This window comes from Ruegeria sp. YKSD179 (assembly GCF_059612885.1).
Map to the genome: position 1 here is coordinate 14,894 of NZ_JBXWRL010000028.1, position 15,469 is coordinate 30,362.

At 59.6% G+C, this 15,469-nt stretch carries 18 protein-coding genes; 11 read left to right on the forward strand and 7 right to left on the reverse strand.

Annotated features, from left to right (window positions below):
- Positions 1–76: 76 nt before the first annotated feature.
- The 6 genes from derI to AC2FNE_RS13830 form a co-directional block, all read right to left on the reverse strand.
- Entirely contained in the window at positions 77–538 is a 462-nt protein-coding gene (derI, locus tag AC2FNE_RS13805; protein WP_170603641.1) for a D-erythrulose-4-phosphate isomerase, read from the reverse strand.
- Positions 539–557: 19 nt separating this feature from the next.
- Entirely contained in the window at positions 558–1,325 is a 768-nt protein-coding gene (locus AC2FNE_RS13810) for a triose-phosphate isomerase (protein ID WP_496773389.1), read from the reverse strand.
- Positions 1,326–1,349: 24 nt separating this feature from the next.
- On the reverse strand, positions 1,350–1,652 hold the full coding sequence (locus AC2FNE_RS13815) for a hypothetical protein (RefSeq protein WP_496805610.1): 303 nt from the start codon (positions 1,650–1,652) through the stop codon (positions 1,350–1,352).
- Positions 1,653–1,791: 139 nt separating this feature from the next.
- A complete protein-coding gene (gene dhaL / locus AC2FNE_RS13820; protein ID WP_170603635.1) occupies positions 1,792–2,415 on the reverse strand; it encodes a dihydroxyacetone kinase subunit DhaL in 624 nt (207 codons plus the stop codon).
- Positions 2,416–2,418: 3 nt separating this feature from the next.
- Positions 2,419–3,426: a dihydroxyacetone kinase subunit DhaK gene (locus tag AC2FNE_RS13825; RefSeq protein WP_170603633.1), complete on the reverse strand. Its 1,008-nt coding sequence runs from the start codon at positions 3,424–3,426 to the stop codon at positions 2,419–2,421.
- Between the two features lie 87 nt (positions 3,427–3,513).
- A complete protein-coding gene (locus AC2FNE_RS13830) occupies positions 3,514–3,948 on the reverse strand; it encodes an RbsD/FucU family protein (RefSeq protein WP_170603631.1) in 435 nt (144 codons plus the stop codon).
- 90 nt (positions 3,949–4,038) lie between these two features.
- Between AC2FNE_RS13830 and AC2FNE_RS13835 the strand changes: the two genes are divergently transcribed.
- The 11 genes from AC2FNE_RS13835 (at position 4,039) to AC2FNE_RS13885 (ending at position 14,319) form a co-directional block, all read left to right on the forward strand.
- Positions 4,039–5,061 carry a LacI family DNA-binding transcriptional regulator gene (locus tag AC2FNE_RS13835; RefSeq protein ID WP_496773393.1) on the forward strand — a complete coding sequence of 341 codons (1,023 nt, stop codon included), beginning with the start codon at positions 4,039–4,041 and terminating at the stop codon, positions 5,059–5,061.
- A 63-nt stretch (positions 5,062–5,124) separates the two neighbouring features.
- A complete protein-coding gene (locus AC2FNE_RS13840; RefSeq protein ID WP_170603627.1) occupies positions 5,125–6,204 on the forward strand; it encodes an ABC transporter ATP-binding protein in 1,080 nt (359 codons plus the stop codon).
- A gap of 59 nt (positions 6,205–6,263) precedes the next feature.
- Positions 6,264–7,730, forward strand: coding sequence for an ABC transporter substrate-binding protein (locus AC2FNE_RS13845; RefSeq protein ID WP_254442545.1), 1,467 nt, complete (start codon positions 6,264–6,266; stop codon positions 7,728–7,730).
- Between the two features lie 77 nt (positions 7,731–7,807).
- Positions 7,808–8,725: a carbohydrate ABC transporter permease gene (locus tag AC2FNE_RS13850; protein ID WP_170481679.1), complete on the forward strand. Its 918-nt coding sequence runs from the start codon at positions 7,808–7,810 to the stop codon at positions 8,723–8,725.
- Positions 8,725–9,594, forward strand: a complete 870-nt coding sequence (locus AC2FNE_RS13855) for a carbohydrate ABC transporter permease (protein WP_170603625.1) — start codon at positions 8,725–8,727, stop codon at positions 9,592–9,594. The genes AC2FNE_RS13850 and AC2FNE_RS13855 overlap by 1 nt, the downstream gene beginning before the upstream one ends.
- Complete coding sequence (locus AC2FNE_RS13860) at positions 9,594–10,691, forward strand: ABC transporter ATP-binding protein (protein ID WP_170603623.1); 1,098 nt, start codon at positions 9,594–9,596, stop codon at positions 10,689–10,691. Before AC2FNE_RS13855 ends, AC2FNE_RS13860 begins: the two co-directional genes overlap by 1 nt.
- A complete protein-coding gene (locus tag AC2FNE_RS13865) occupies positions 10,688–10,975 on the forward strand; it encodes a hypothetical protein (RefSeq protein WP_170481670.1) in 288 nt (95 codons plus the stop codon). Before AC2FNE_RS13860 ends, AC2FNE_RS13865 begins: the two co-directional genes overlap by 4 nt.
- Positions 10,972–11,910: a carbohydrate kinase family protein gene (locus AC2FNE_RS13870; protein ID WP_170603621.1), complete on the forward strand. Its 939-nt coding sequence runs from the start codon at positions 10,972–10,974 to the stop codon at positions 11,908–11,910. Before AC2FNE_RS13865 ends, AC2FNE_RS13870 begins: the two co-directional genes overlap by 4 nt.
- Positions 11,907–13,091, forward strand: coding sequence for a Tm-1-like ATP-binding domain-containing protein (locus tag AC2FNE_RS13875; RefSeq protein WP_170481664.1), 1,185 nt, complete (start codon positions 11,907–11,909; stop codon positions 13,089–13,091). Before AC2FNE_RS13870 ends, AC2FNE_RS13875 begins: the two co-directional genes overlap by 4 nt.
- Entirely contained in the window at positions 13,091–13,924 is an 834-nt protein-coding gene (locus AC2FNE_RS13880) for a phosphoenolpyruvate hydrolase family protein (RefSeq protein WP_170481661.1), read from the forward strand. Before AC2FNE_RS13875 ends, AC2FNE_RS13880 begins: the two co-directional genes overlap by 1 nt.
- Complete coding sequence (locus tag AC2FNE_RS13885) at positions 13,921–14,319, forward strand: cupin domain-containing protein (protein WP_170481658.1); 399 nt, start codon at positions 13,921–13,923, stop codon at positions 14,317–14,319. Before AC2FNE_RS13880 ends, AC2FNE_RS13885 begins: the two co-directional genes overlap by 4 nt.
- Before the next feature lie 16 nt (positions 14,320–14,335).
- Here the strand turns inward: AC2FNE_RS13885 and AC2FNE_RS13890 are convergent, their stop codons facing one another.
- Complete coding sequence (locus tag AC2FNE_RS13890) at positions 14,336–15,469, reverse strand: Gfo/Idh/MocA family protein (protein WP_170603619.1); 1,134 nt, start codon at positions 15,467–15,469, stop codon at positions 14,336–14,338.

Here is a 15,469-nt window from a genome sequence, read left to right on the forward strand (position 1 = left end):
AGGTCCTCGGAAATGTTGTCCAGCTGCCGAAGCGGTTGATTTTTGATCGTTGTACTTACTTAGCCGCACTCGAATCTCAAGCCTTGTTGTACTTCGCGTCGACGTCGCGGATCGCGTTGACGTTTCCAGCGGAACGGCCGTTCTCGTCAAAATCTTGCGTGTTGGCCAGAAAGGCCTCGGCAATGGTTTTCGCGAGCTCCGGGCCAATTACGCGAGCGCCCATAGTAATAATCTGTGCATTGTTTGACAACGCGGCGCGCTCAGCTGAGTAGGTGTCGTGGCATTGCGCCGCTCGGATGCCTGGGACCTTGTTGGCCGAGATCGCGACACCGATGCCCGTCCCGCAGACCAGGATCGCCCGGTCGTACTCGCCCGCGATCACCGCCGAAGCGACGCGATCGGACAGGTTTGCGTAGAAGGCGTCCGGCCCATCCTCGGTTCGCGACACGTCCGCGACGTCGTGGGTCTTGGCGAGGTGCATGGCCAGTGTTTTTGCCAACCCCTCGCCCGCACTGTCTCCGGCAATCGCAATCTTCATGAAGTGTCCTTTCGATACGTCAGATGACATCCGCGCAGGCAGTAAGGATGCCGAGATACCCGTCGACATTCCAGGCCGACCGACCGATAAAAAGCCCGTCTATATGCGGGCAGACGATGAGGTCTTGGCAATTCTCAGGGTTGACCGACCCACCGTAGAGGCAAGGCGCGGGGCGGCCCAGAATGTCGGTTGCGAAAGCGATGATCTCGGCATGACGCGCATCTGCATAATCCGAGGTCGCGGGAATGCCGCCGTCGCCAATGGCCCAAACTGGCTCATAGGCCATGATCACCGGCGCCGCTTTCTGGTCACCGCGAAGTCCACCTAGTGCGGCGCGCACCTGAGCCCCCAGCACTTCGGTGGCGCGCCCACTCTCCCGTTCGTCTAGCGTCTCGCCGATGCAAATAAGCGGAATAAGTCTATGGCGCACCGCCGCCTCGGCCTTCAAGGCGACCGTCTCGTCGGTCTCACCGAAATGGGCGCGGCGCTCGGAATGGCCGAGTTCGACAACGTCCAGTCCGCAATCGGCCAGCATGACTGGGGAGATCTCGCCGGTCCAAGCACCCGCATCGGCCCAATGCATGTTCTGTGCGCCCACCAGAACCGAAGTCTGGTCGAGAATCCGCGCAACCTCGCGCACGACCGTGAAGGGCGGAATCACGAACCGCTGGATGCGATCGTCGCAATCGGCGTCGGCCGCCGCAAGCGCCCTCGCGAAGCTCTCGGCTTCAACGAGCGTCTTGTTCATCTTCCAACTTGTGCCGATCCAGAAATCTGCCACCGTCATTTTACACTCGCGCCTTACTGGAAATCAGATCGAGCCGGTTTTACCAGGCCGTCCCTCCGGAGAGGTGATGCATTTCGTGCAACCGGCAGACCGGTCATCGATCTTACAGTTCTTCGGATGCGCATCGCCCAGCATGGCCAATACCATATCGGCGATCGCATTCCGACTTTCCATAGTCTTAGTATTCCATGTGAAAGAGACGAGATCACGCCAATAGAACTCTTCCACGACAAGTGATTTCAACGCTTTGGCAACAACGTTTTCGAGGGCCTTTCTGAAGTTTTCGAACCAAGCTGAAACGCGCCCCATGGGCGATGCAATATCCAATTCTTTACTCCCGTTTTGCGCCACCGTCGTTTGGTCGGCGGTGGCTGATATTCTTTTTACAAGAGTGGGCGCGTTAGCCCGATTCGGGCAAATGGCATTTCGCCGGTGGCCAACGGCGGACCTGACGCGAACGCGCCGATCAGCTCTCTTCGAGGGTTCTTGCCATGGCACGGAGAAGCACCGCGGCTGACGCCGCTCCGGGATCCTTGTGCCCCAGCGAGCGAGCCCCGAGGCGTGCGGCGCGGCCCAGTCTCGCTTGCATCTCGACGGTGGCCTCCGCCCCGGCTTCAGCCGCGTCCGCCGCGGCATGGAAAACGGTGGCGGCAGGTTTACCCGCGGACGCCGTCGCTGCGTCCGAGGCAGGCCCCCAAGCATCCAGCATGGTTTTGTCGCCGCGCTCGGCTTTGCCTCGATGCGCAATCCCCTCGGCCATCGCAACTATCAGCCCCGGAGCGTCCCCGTCGCCGAGCACGTCCTTGCCCTTCACCGCCGCGCCGGCGCGCATGAAAGCGGTCGCATAGAGAGGACCTGAGGAGGCGCCGACGGCATTCAGGAACGCCTTCGCCGCGGCATTCAATACCTCGGTTGGCGCTACACCGTCTAGCTCCACCAGAGCGGTTCGGATGGCGCCGAAACCGCCGGCCATGGCGACGCCATGATCGGCATCCCCGATCTCACCGTCAAGCGCACAGAGCTCATCGCGCGCAGCGTCCATCGCGTCGGCGGCGGCCAGCAGCATTGCTTTCACATCATTGCCGTCCATCACTCAGACCACCCGGAACATGGCGCAATGGCAAGGCCGGTCGATCAGGCGCTGCAACTCATCATCGAGATGCATGAGCGTGACCGAGGCGCCAGCCATTTCCAGCGAGGTGCAATAGTTCCCGACCCAGGTGGCATGGGTCGAAAGACCGGCCGCCTCAAGGCGCGCCTGCACCCGCCTGTTCATGATATAAAGCTCCATCAGCGGTGTTGCTCCCAGACCGTTGACCAAAACGGCGACCCGATCGCCGCTTGCCGCGCCCATCTCATCGAAGATCCGGTCCATCATTTCGTCTACGATCTGGTCGGCCTGCTTGATCGGTCCGCGTTCGATCCCCGGCTCGCCGTGAATGCCCATGCCGATTTCCATCTCGCCTTCAGGCAGATCGAAATTCCACCGCCGGGTCTGCGGCAGCGAACACGGACTCAGCGCGACGCCCATGGTGTAAGTCCGCGCATTCGCGTGCCGCGCCACGCGTTCGACTTCGTCGAGGCTCATCATCTCATCTGCCGCAGCTCCCGCCGCCTTGAAGATGAAGAAGTTGCCCGCCACACCGCGCCGTTTTTCGATCTCGTCGCGCGGGGCCGAGGCCACGTCATCTGTGGTCAGCACGGTGCGCACCTCGATATCGTCCATCGCCGCCATCTCGGCCGCCATGTCGAAATTCATAACGTCGCCTGCATAGTTCCCGTACATGAAGAGCACGCCTGTGCCGCCGGAGACCTCCTTGACGCATGCTAGCGCGGGATCGGGCGGGGGCGAGGCAAAGACGTTTCCAATCGCCGCCGCGTCAGCCAGCCCCTGCCCCACAAATCCGACGAAGGTCGGCTCGTGCCCGGACCCGCCCCCGATGACCAAACCGACCTTGCCCTCACGTGGCCCGTTTCGCGCAATGATCGCCCGGCCCGAGTCTGCGGAGGTGCGCAATGTGTCGCCATGCGCCAGAAGTATCCCGTCGAGCATTTCATCGACCGCGTCGTCTCCGTCGTTGATGATCTTCTTTGTTTGCATCGCGTGAATCTCCTCTTACGCAACCCACATCTAGCCCGCTTTGCACCGCAGTTTGCAAGTCCAATTGCCGTAGCCGTTCACCGTCGATCAGCTTGGCGGCACAACGCCCTTCTGCAGGATGATATTGCCATAGAGACGTGTCTCGGCCGTTTGTACGATGCAATAGGTCTTGCGGGCCTCGACATAGAACTCGTGCCGTTCCACGCCCCTGATCTTGGCGGGATGATCCGCCGTCTCATCGATGATCTTCTGGAAATCGGCTACGATGTCGGGAACGGTGTCAGGGTCGCCGACAACCTGCATCGTGCGGGCCGGGTGATCGACGTAGGAATCAAGAGGCATAATCGTCAGGATTGCCCTCAAAACCTCAGTTGCGCTGGCACCCGCGAGACGCTCGATTCGCGCGGCACAAGTTTCTGCCGGAAAATTCGCATCTGCGATTACCAATTCATCACCGTGACCCATCGCCTTGAGATGTCTTAACAAATCGGGTGTCAACAAGTTGGGAATTCCAATCAGCATCTGTCCCCTCCCTTCGCCATTCAACTTCAGCTACGAATTTGATTGACGTACATCACGACATACCTCAAGATTTTTCAATAGGGAGGATCAATGACACGTGTGACTGCGCAGGACGTAGCCAAAGAGGCTGGAGTAAGCCTTGCGACGGTGGATCGCGTGCTCAACAAACGCAAGGGCGTGCGTGAGGCAACGATCCAACGTGTGGTCGATGCGATGGACCGATTAAACTTCGTGCGCGACCAGACGGCCGCCAATCTTGCGAGGGGCCGGTCCTATACGTTCACCTTCATTGTTTCTGCAGGTGAAACCGCCTTCTTCAATGACGTCCGCGCTGAGATCGAGACAGCAAAACATCAGGCCTCCAAGGAACGCATCCGGATCAATTCCATCGCCATTCCGCCGCTCGATCCGCGTGCGATCGTCGACGCAATTGACGACATGGGCGAGGAAATCGGCGACGGGGTCGCAATAGTCGCGGTAGAAAGCCAAATCGTGCGTGATGCGATTGCGGCGCTTCGCAAGCGCGGCGTGCATGTGATCTCGTTTATCTCCGACATCCCGAATTCGGAGCGTGAACGATTTGTCGGCATCGATAACGTTGCTGCCGGACGGGTTGCCGCCAGTTTGCTGAAACGCTTTGTCTCGCCCCGATCCGGAGATGTGGCAGTCGTCGCAGGTTCCGGCACGCTGCGGGACCATGTGGAGCGCCGCATGGGCTTTGAACAGGTGATGCGCGCCGAATGCCCTGAACTGAACGTTCTTCCCTGGATCGAGGGTGAGGAACTGGCGGGGCTGGTCGAAGAAAAGCTTTCAAATCTGCTGTCAGAAAACCCCAACGTGGTTGGGATCTATAGTCTAGGGGGCGGAACAAGGGGCGTCATCGACGCGATCGAAACTGCGAAGCAGGACATGTGCGTGGTGACTACAGAGCTTTCGGAGCACACTCGCGCCGCATTGATCAACGGTACGGTCGACGCGGTCTTGGTGCAGGACCCGAGCCATGAGGTTCGCAGCGCCATCCGCGTACTGAAGCACCTCACCGACGGCACGCCGGTGAATGAGAAACAGGAGCGGATTCGGATCGAAGTCTTCGTGCGCGACAATCTGCATTGAGGCTGAACAAATCGTGCATGAAGCACCGTAGGGGAGAGACATGGGTATGAGGGGCGAGAACATATGTCGGAGTTGAAGGTCAATAACCTGCGGCGCACATACGGCAAGATCCTCGCGCTTGACGGGATGTCGTTCGACGTGGCCGATGGCGAGTTCTTTTGCCTTCTTGGCCCCTCGTCTTCCGGCAAGACAACCACCCTGCGCGCTATATCGGGGCTTGAAGAGCTTGAACACGGTTCGGTACACTTCGCAGGTCGCGATGTCACCGAAAGCGCGGTGCAGGGTCGCGGCATCTCGATGATTTTCCAGACCTTCGCGCTCTACCCTCACCTGTCAGTGGAAGCAAATCTGGCGCATCCCCTGCGCCGTTCGGGTGAAAGCGCGTCGGACATTAAAAAGCGCGTCGGCGAGGTGGCCGAGCTTTTGCGGGTGACACACACCCTAAAGCGCAAGCCGACAACGCTCTCGGGCGGCGAGCAGCAACGGGTGGCCATCGGGCGCGCCATCGTGGGACGCCCGAAGCTGTTACTGCTGGACGAGCCTCTGACTAATCTCGATGCCAAGCTTCGCGACGAGATGCGAACTGAATTCAAAAGGTTACACAGAGAGCTTGGTATGACTATGCTCTATGCAACGCCGGATCAGATCGAGGCGCTGACCATGGGCGACCGGGTAGGCGTGATCCGGGAAGGCAAGGTTGTCGCCATCGGAACACCACGCGATCTCTACGGTGCGCCGACAAACACCTATGTGGCTGGCATGATCGGCTCGCCGCCTATCAACTTCGTGACGGCGACCGCTCCAAGCGACGGTGAGATCGCGTTGCCCTTCCTCGATCAGCCCGTCGAGGCTCCGGGTGTCTCCAGCGGGCAGCCGCTGGTCGTCGGGCTTCGGCCGCATGACATTGCGCTGGCCAACGGAGAGGAAGGTGGCATCCCGGCCAAGATCCACCTTACCGAACCACTGGGCGATGTCACGATCATCGATATTCGAACCCGCGACACCGACATGAAGATGGTTCTTCGTGAAGAGGTCGCGGCCAGGTTCAGAGTGGGCGACGAGATCGCCGTCAAATTCGACCCGAGGAACTTGCATTTCTTCGATCCATCAACCGGCGCGCGTGCCGCGCACGCCGCCACATAGCTTTGCGGGAGAGCAGCAAGAAAAAGCCTAAACAAGAAAGCCAACTAGTGGAGGAGACTATGAAAAGAATCAATCTTATGAGCACCCTGATGGGTGCTACAATTCTTGGGGCAGGACTGAGCGGTTCGCCCGCCATGTCGGCCGACGTCACGATCACAATGGCGGCCCCGGACTGGCCGCCGACACGCTTCATGAAGGAGCATTTCGACCAGACATATACCTCGCCGGACGGTCACACCACGACGCTTGATATGGACTTTATCCCGTGGCCCAGCTTCTACGAACGCGTCGCGGCCTCGCTGACATCGGGCGAACAGAAATACCAGATGATTGTGACCGACAGCCAGTGGCTGGGAGCATTTGTCGAAGGCGGGTACTACATGAACCTGACCGACAAGATCAACCAAGACCCCGAACTGACGGCGATCATGCAGGACCTGCATCCGGCACTGGTTTCAGCCTATTCGACATACCCGCACCGGACCCGCGCACAGCTTGAAGAAGCTGGCGAGGTGCCGGCACCCGGTGTGAACTACTACGGTTTCCCGCAGTTCCCGGACACCTATGTCACCTTCTACCGCGAGGACATCTTCTGCAACGAAGGTGAAATGGCGGCGTTCCAGGAGCAGTACGGAACCAATCTGCCGTGTACCTATGAAGACTGGCAGGACACGGACTGGACGAAATGGGGGCAGATCGGCGAGTTCTTCCAGCGTGATGCCGGCGAGATGCTTGCGGGAGAAGAACTGACCGAGCCGTTCTACGGCATCGCCTACCAGGCCGGTAAGGGCTATGACTTCTCGACCATGCAGGTCAACGCCTTCATCTGGCAGCAAGGCGGCGACATCTGGGATGAATCGAAAGCTCCCGAGGCTCAAGCCGAAGGCGTGGTGAACTCGGATGTGTCCGTTGCGGCCTTTGATGAGTACCTCAGCTATCTCCAGTACATGCCGCCTGTCGCGCAGACCGGTCAGATGGACATCTTCGTGATCCAGGACCTCTACATGCAGGGCAAGGTCGGGGCGATCATCGACTGGGTGGGTCTGGGCGAACCTGTGCTCGATCCGAGTGCGTCGACCGTGCACGACAAGTCGGCCTTCGGCCCCGCCCCGGGCACACGCCAGGCGGACGGTTCGATCGACCGAACCGGCAATATCGGCGGACAGCCCTTCGTTCTGACCACTTGGAACTCGGACGAGGTCGTGAACGAGGCTCTCAATGTCGTGAAGTGGTGGCTAAACCCCGAGACCCAGCTCGCTGCCGTGGCGAATGGTGGTCAGTCCGGTCTTATGAGCGTAATGGCCATGCCGGAATACAACGATCTACGCCCGTGGAACCGCGCACATGTCGAGATGATCGATTGGCAGAAGGACGTGTGGCACATCCCTGAATTCTTCGAAATGCTAACCCAGCAACAGGAAGAGTTCGACAAGGCGATCACCGGCCAGCAATCGGCCAAGGAAGCCTTGGATAACGTCGCAGCGTTCCAGCAGGAGCTTCTCGAAGACATCGGTTTCATCGAGTAAGCGGTTACTCTACGCGGGGTCCGGCTTCGGTCGGACCCTGATTTCCCAGATTTCTCCTAACGAGGGCGGCCCTTCATATGGCGGACACTGCATCTACCAAAGGCGGTTTTGGCGCTTGGCTACTCGATCCGAAACGGCGGGGGGCGCTGCTGGTCACGCCGGCAATACTGATCCTTTTCGTGATGAATATTTTCCCGCTTCTTTGGTCTTTTGGCTTGAGCTTCTTTAATTACAAGGCGTCTAGTCAACGTGTTCCGCGCTTCAAAGGGCTGGACAATTACGGCGACGTCTTGACCGACGAAAAGGTGTGGGAACGGTTCCAGACAACCGCAATCATCGTTAGCTCCTCAGTTCTCTTGCAATTGATTGTCGGCTTTCTGCTGGCCTTGCTGTTTGCAAAGGCCTTTCCCATGCGCCGTATCGTGTTGATGCTGGTACTGACGCCGATGATGTTGTCATTCGTCTCGGTCGGCGTGTTCTTCAAGCTGTTCTACGAGCCGACTTTCGGAGTCGTGAGTTACGTGTTGAACATGTTCACCTCGGAGCCGTTCGTCATGCTCGGTTCGCCACAAGGTGCAATTATCGGGATCGTGATTGCTGATGCATGGATGTGGTCGCCCTTTGTGATGCTTCTGGTTTTGGCCGGGCTCGTGTCGGTTCCGAAATACCTTTATGAGGCAGCAGAGATCGACCGCGCAAGCAAGTGGCGCACGTTCCGGACTATAACCTTTCCTTATATCAAATCCCTCCTGTTGCTTGCCGTGCTCTTTCGTACCATCGAGACATTCAAGCTTTTCGATATCGTCTACATCATCACGGAAGGCGGACCCGGGTCGTCGACCGAAACGATCGCGGTATATCTCTATAGAACCGCCTTCCAGTTCTTCAAAACCAGTCAATCCTCAGCACTCGCCTATTTCGTGCTCTTCATCGTGATCGTGCTGACCAACCTCTATCTTTATTCCGTCAACCGGCGCGCCGAGGAGGTGAATTGATGGCTCGAAAACATCGCGAAATCGGCAAGGCCGGATGGGGTTACACAGCGGTCGCCTCGGTTGTCGGACTCATATACTTCTTCCCTGTGCTTTGGATCATCCTGACTGCCTTCAAGACCCGAACGGACGCTTTGGCCGTGCCGCCGAAACTGTTCTTCACGCCCACCTTCGAGAATTTCACCAGCGTCTTCTATCGCGCTTCGATCACCACGGGCAACAGTCAAGCTACCGATATGGGCCTATACTTCTTCAACTCGATCTTCATCGCCTTCACTTCGGTGGGGCTGGCCCTGATCGTCGGCACAATAGCGGCCTATGCTTTCTCGCGATATCCGCTGAGAGGCAACGACACCTATCTCTTCATCATCCTCACTACCCGGATGATGCCCCCGATCGTCGTGATTATTCCGATCTTTCTGATGTTCCGCCTCAGCGGTCTGGCGGGCAGCTATTGGGGCATCATCCTGCTCTACACCGCCTTCAACATTCCGTTCTCGGTTTGGTTGGTGAAATCCTTCTTTGATGAATTGAACCCCGAAATTGAGGATGCCGCCCGAATGGACGGCGCGACCGAACGGCGGGTTTTCTTTAACTTCTGCATCCCGCAAGTCCTTGCGGGCCTGTCGGCCACCTTCGTATTCGGGCTGATCCTGACTTGGAACGAGTTCCTTTTTGCCCTCCTCCTTACCGGGGTTGAGACGCGGACCGTGCCCGTCGCAATGGCGCGCACGCTTGGTGGAGAAGTGGGCGTGGATTACGGCCTGCTGGCGGCGATCGTGACCTTGTTCCTTATCCCGATCTTCTTCGTCACATTCCTTCTGCAGAACCAGCTTCTGCGCGGTGTCACTTTCGGAACGGTCAAGAAATAATGACGATCAAACTCAATAAACTCACCAAACGTTTCGGGTCGCTGACCGCCGTCGATGCCATTGACCTGGACGTGGGCGACGGCGAAGTGCTCTGTCTGCTCGGTCCGTCGGGCTGCGGGAAAACAACCACCCTGCGAATGGTCGCGGGGCTTGAAGCGGCCACGGAAGGCGACGTCATGCTCGGCGGTAAACGGGTAAACGAACTGGCGCCGCGGCAACGTAACGTGGCCATGTCGTTTCAGTTCTACGCGCTTTATCCGTCGCTTTCGGTGGCCGATAACCTTGCCTACCCGCTCCATGCCGAGAAGCTTTCGGGCGCCGAGATAGAAAAGCGAGTGGCGCAGGTCGCGAAGACCCTGCAACTCGAGAGCATCCTGAAGCGCACGCCAAGCCAACTCGCCGAGGGTGAGAAACAGCGGGTTGCCGTCGGCCGCTCGATCATCCGAGACCCGCAGTGCTTCCTCTTCGACGAACCCCTCTCACGTCTCGATGTGCAACTGCGGGAGGAAATGCGTGGCGAGATCAAGGAGGTCCTGCAAGACCTGTCCCGCCCCACCGTCATTGTGACCCACGACCAACTGGAGGCGCTGACGATGGCCGACCGGATTGCCGTCATGCGGGATGGACGGATCGAACAGGTCGACACGCCGCACAACGTCTTCCAAACCCCGTCCAACCTCTTCGTTGCGGGCTTCATCGGCACCCCGCAGATGAACCTGATACCGGCGACCCTCAAGGGATCAAACGGCGACGGCCTGGCGGATTTCGCGTTCGAGGGCGAGCAGTCACTGAAGATCAAGGTCGATCCGGCGGTATCCAAACTCTCGCCAGGCGCGAAAGTCACACTCGGCATTCGGCCACGAAACCTCGAGATGAGCGTTGAGCCCACCGAAGACAGCCTGTCGACAAAGATCGACATGGTCGAACCGATGGGAGCCGAGACCCTCGCCCACATGCATGACGGCTATCACGATCTGCGACTTGTGACAGATTGGCGTGTGCCATTGTCCGAAGGCGACCTTATGCACACACGGTTCCCGCCGGACACAACCCATATCTTCACGGAAGACGAACAGGTTTTAAGGAGCGCGCCATGACCGCAGCACAGGCGAAACTGATTGAACGGTGCATCATCGGACTTTGCGTCATCTCGATCATCTTCATCTTCCAGCCGTTTTCGTTGCAGCTCTTCTCGATTGGCTGCGTGACGGTGGTGATCGGCGCACTGGCCTTCAACCTTGTGCCGCTTTGCCGGGAAGGCGTGCCTTTCAGTGCCCTTCGGAAAGCTGTTATCATCGTGCTGGTTATCCTTGGTGTCGCCGCCGCGCTCGGCGTGGGGACCGCATTTCTCTACGTTGAATACCTGGAAACCCTGAGATGAGTGGCTTCGATGTGTCCGTTGTAGGGCTCTATATTCTCGACATTTTGGGGCGTCCGGTCGTGGCGATCCCTGAAGGCGGTAATGTCGATTTCATCGACGAGATCCGGCTAACGGTTGCGGGCACGGCGGGGGGCACGATTGTCGATCTGGCGAAACTCGGACTGAACTGTCAGGCGGTTGGAGCCGTGGGCGACGACGAGAAGGCCGATTTCGTCCTTGACCACATGGCCCGCCTTGGCATCGACTGCCACCTCATGCGGCGGCTCGAAGGTGTCGAGACCTCGGCCACAATCCTCAATGTCCGCCCGAATGGCGAGCGCCCAGCGCTCCACTGCCGCGGCGCTTCGGATCACTTCGACGTGTCTGACGACATGCTGCGCAAGGTTCTCGACTGCCGCTTCTTCCACCTTGGCGGCACCGGCCTTCTGGCTAAGCTCGATGGCGCACCCAGCGCGCGACTTCTCAAGGCCGCGCAGGAGGCAGGCTGTGTGACCACTTGGGACCTCGTGGGGGCGGGGCCGGACACATGGCAGTTCGTCGAACCACTCCTGCAGCATATCGACTACTTCATTCCATCCATCGAAGAAGCGGAGATTCTGAGCGGCATCTCAGGCGTGGAACAAAACATCAGATTCTTCCAATCGCGCGGCGTGAAATGCCCCGTTCTGACCATGGGCAGCGAAGGCTCAATCATCGCGGATGGCGAAGACCGCATTCACGTCCCCGCCTATGACATCAAGGTTGTCGATACGACCGGCTGCGGGGATGCCTTTACGGCAGGCTTCATCGCCGGGCTCGCCGACGACCGCAGCTTGACGGAGGCCGCACATCTGGGCACGGCATCAGCATCGCTTGTCGCCAGCGGTTTGGGTTCGGATGCCGGGATCGTGGATCGCGCACAGGTCGAAGCCGAGATGGCCCGCTGGCGCCAATGATTGCCGGGGTAGCAGGCACGTTCGACACCAAGGGCAAGGAGCTCTCATACATTGCCCAGCTGATCCGCGCGGCCGGGTTGGAGGTGCGCACCATCGATCTTGGAACCACCGGTCAGGGAAGCGCCACCATCTCGGCCGAGACCGTTGCCGCCTACCACCCTGATGGGGCCGAGGCAGTGCTAACCCAAACGGATCGGGGGGTCGCTGTCGGCGCAATGGCTTTGGCCTTTGAGACCTATGTGCGCGAAGCCGACTGGATCGGCGGCCTGATCGGCGCGGGCGGCTCCGGCGGCACCGCACTTCTGGCCCCTGCCATGCGCGCCCTGCCCGTCGGCACACCCAAGGTTCTGGTCTCGACGGTCGCCAGCGGCAATGTCGGTTCCTATGTCGGTCCAAGCGACATTGCGATGATGTACTCTGTCACCGACGTGCAGGGGCTGAACCGCATCTCAGCGCGCGTCCTGGGCAACGCAGCCCATGCGCTTGTCGGCATGATGCTGAACGAGGTGCCGGCTGTTGATGCGAAGCCCGCCATCGGCCTGACTATGTTCGGCGTCACGACGACAGCGGTCAGCCATGTCGCGGACGCGCTTGCAGTCGATTTCGATCCGCTCGTGTTCCACGCCACCGGGACCGGCGGTCGCTCGATGGAAAAGCTCGTCGACAGCGGCCTGATCGGAGCCGTGCTCGATCTGACGACGACCGAAGTGGCTGACATGCTGGTGGGCGGCGTTTTCCCGGCGACGGAGGACCGGTTCGGCGCAGTGATCCGGACAGGCATCCCTTACGTTGGCTCCGTCGGCGCGCTTGATATGGTGAATTTCGGCGCGCGCGAGACCGTCCCAGAGAAATTCGCGGACCGGACGTTCCATGTCCACAATCCGCAAGTGACGCTGATGCGTACGACACCGGAAGAGAATGACAAGTTCGCCGCTTGGATCGCAGAGCGGTTGAACGCGATGACCGGCCCTGTGCGCTTCCTGATCCCCGAAGGCGGCGTCTCTGCCATTGACGCACAGGGGCAGCCGTTCCACGACCCCGAGGCGCTGGCCGCCCTGACCCACCGATTGCAGGCCGACGTGATCCCGACGGAGAGCCGCCGTCTGGTATCTGTGCCACACAACCTCAACACGACCGCGTTCGCCGACGCCGCTTTGACCGCCCTGAAAGAGATCATCTGATGCCTATTCCCCGCTCCGAAATCCTCTCGCGCCTTCGCTCCAAGATCGCCGAGGGTCGCCCGATCATCGGCGGTGGAGCCGGTACGGGCCTTTCCGCACGATGCGAGGAAGCGGGCGGTATCGACTTGATCGTGATCTACAACTCCGGACGCTACAGGATGGCCGGGCGCGGGTCGCTGGCCGGCCTGCTCGCTTTCGGCAACGCGAACGATATTGTGGTGGACATGGCGAAGGAGGTTCTGCCAGTCGTAAGGAACACACCGGTTCTGGCGGGCGTCAATGGCACTGACCCATTCATGATCCGGGACAAGTTCCTCGACGATCTGATCGCGCTCGGGTTCTCTGGCATCCAGAACTTCCCCACCGTCGGGCTGATCGACGGCACCTTCCGCACCAATCTCGAAGAAACCGGTATGGGGTACGGCCTGGAAATCGATCTGGTCGGCGCCGCGCGGGAAAAAGACCTTTTGACAACGCCCTACGCATTCACCCCGAACGAGGCGCACGCGATGGCCGCCGCCGGAGCTGACATTGTCGTCGCGCATATGGGCCTCACCACTGGCGGTGATATCGGAGCCGAGACCGCGCTCAACCTCGATCAATGTGTGAGGGAAATCGACGCGATGGCCGAAGCGGCGCGCGACGCCAGCCCGGACGTCATCGTTCTTTGCCACGGTGGCCCGATCGCGATGCCGGGCGACGCCAGTTATGTGCTGGAGAAAGCGAAGGACTGTCAGGGCTTCTACGGTGCCAGCTCGATGGAGCGTCTGCCCTCGGAAACCGCTCTGGTCGCACAAACGCGCGCCTTCACCGAAATCGGAGAGAAGAAATGACAGGAACTTTCATGATGTCTGCCGACACCCCGCCTGAAGAGCTCGACTGGGGCAAGCTCCGGTGGATGTCGCACCCGCCCTCCACGGGTGCCGGGCAGCTCACCGTGATCGAAGTGAACATCACGCCCGGCAATGGGCACGATTTCCACAAACACCCCGATCAGGAAGAGGTCATTTACTGCATCTCGGGCAAGGTCGAACAATGGCTAGATCAGGAAATGCGGATTCTCGGCCCCGGTGACAGCGTTTTCATCGGCGCCGGCGTCGTCCATGCCAGTTTCAACGTCGGTTACAACGACGCCAAGCTTCTTGCCATTCTCGGGCCCTGCGTCGGCGATCAGGGATACGAGTTGGTCGACGTGGCCAGCGAAGCGCCCTGGAAGGACCTTCGCTAACCAATTCTGGCTCAAGCTACGGCGCTTCCCACTGCCCCGTTTCTGCCGACTTCAGAACCGCATCCGTCACCAGATCGGTTTTGTGTGCATCGGCAAATGTCGGCGCCGCTGGAGTGCCGTCGAGACCGGCGATGAAGTCCGCCGCCTGATGCACAAAGCTCTCCGCATAACCAATTGAAAGCCCCGGCACCCACCAATTGCCCATATAGGGGTGGTCGCCGTCCGTGACATGTATAGAGCGCCAACCGCGTTCCGTGCCTTCGTCGCTATGATCGAAATACTGGAGCCGGTGAAGATCATGCAGGTCCCAGATGATCGAGCCGTTCTCACCATTGATCTCGAGCGTATAAAGGGCCTTGTGACCCCGCGCATAGCGAGTCGCCTCGAAGAGCGCCATCGAACCATTGCCGAACCGGGCCATGAAGGCACTTGCGTCGTCGATGCCGACCGCCTCAATCTTGCCGGTGAGGTTGTGCCGCCGCTCTTTGATGAAAGTCTCTGTCATGGCAGTAACCTTTTCGATACTGCCGTTCAGCCACATCGCAGTATCGATGCAATGCGCCAGCAGATCGCCAGTGACCCCCGATCCCGCCACCGCCTTGTCCAGACGCCAGAGCGCTTCGCCGCCTTGCGGCAAGTCGTCTGCAATCGTCCAGTCCTGAAGGAACTGCGCTCGGTAGTGGAAGATCCGCCCCAGTCTGCCGGATTCAATCAGGTTCTTGGCGTGAGTTACCGCCGGAATGCGCCGGTAATTGTACCAGACCATATTGGGCACACCTGCCTTTTCCACCGCCGCCACCATCTCGGCCGACTCCACAGCAGTCCGCCCAAGCGGTTTCTCACACATCACCATCTTGCCCGCTTCAGCCGCAGCGATGGCGATGTCGTGATGCATGTCGTTTGGCGCGGCGATATCGATCAGGTCGATGTCGTCTCGCGCAACCAGCGCTTGCCAATCGGTCTCGACACTGCCGTAGCCCCACTGATCCGCAAACGCCTGAGCCCGTTCCTTGTTGCGCGCGCAGACCGCCGTAAGTTCCGGCTCATAGCCGAGATCAAAGAAACGAGGCGCTTGAGTGAATGCGTTCGAATGCGTGCGCCCCATGAACCCATAGCCGACCATGCCGACCCTTAGCTTTTTCTTGCTCAT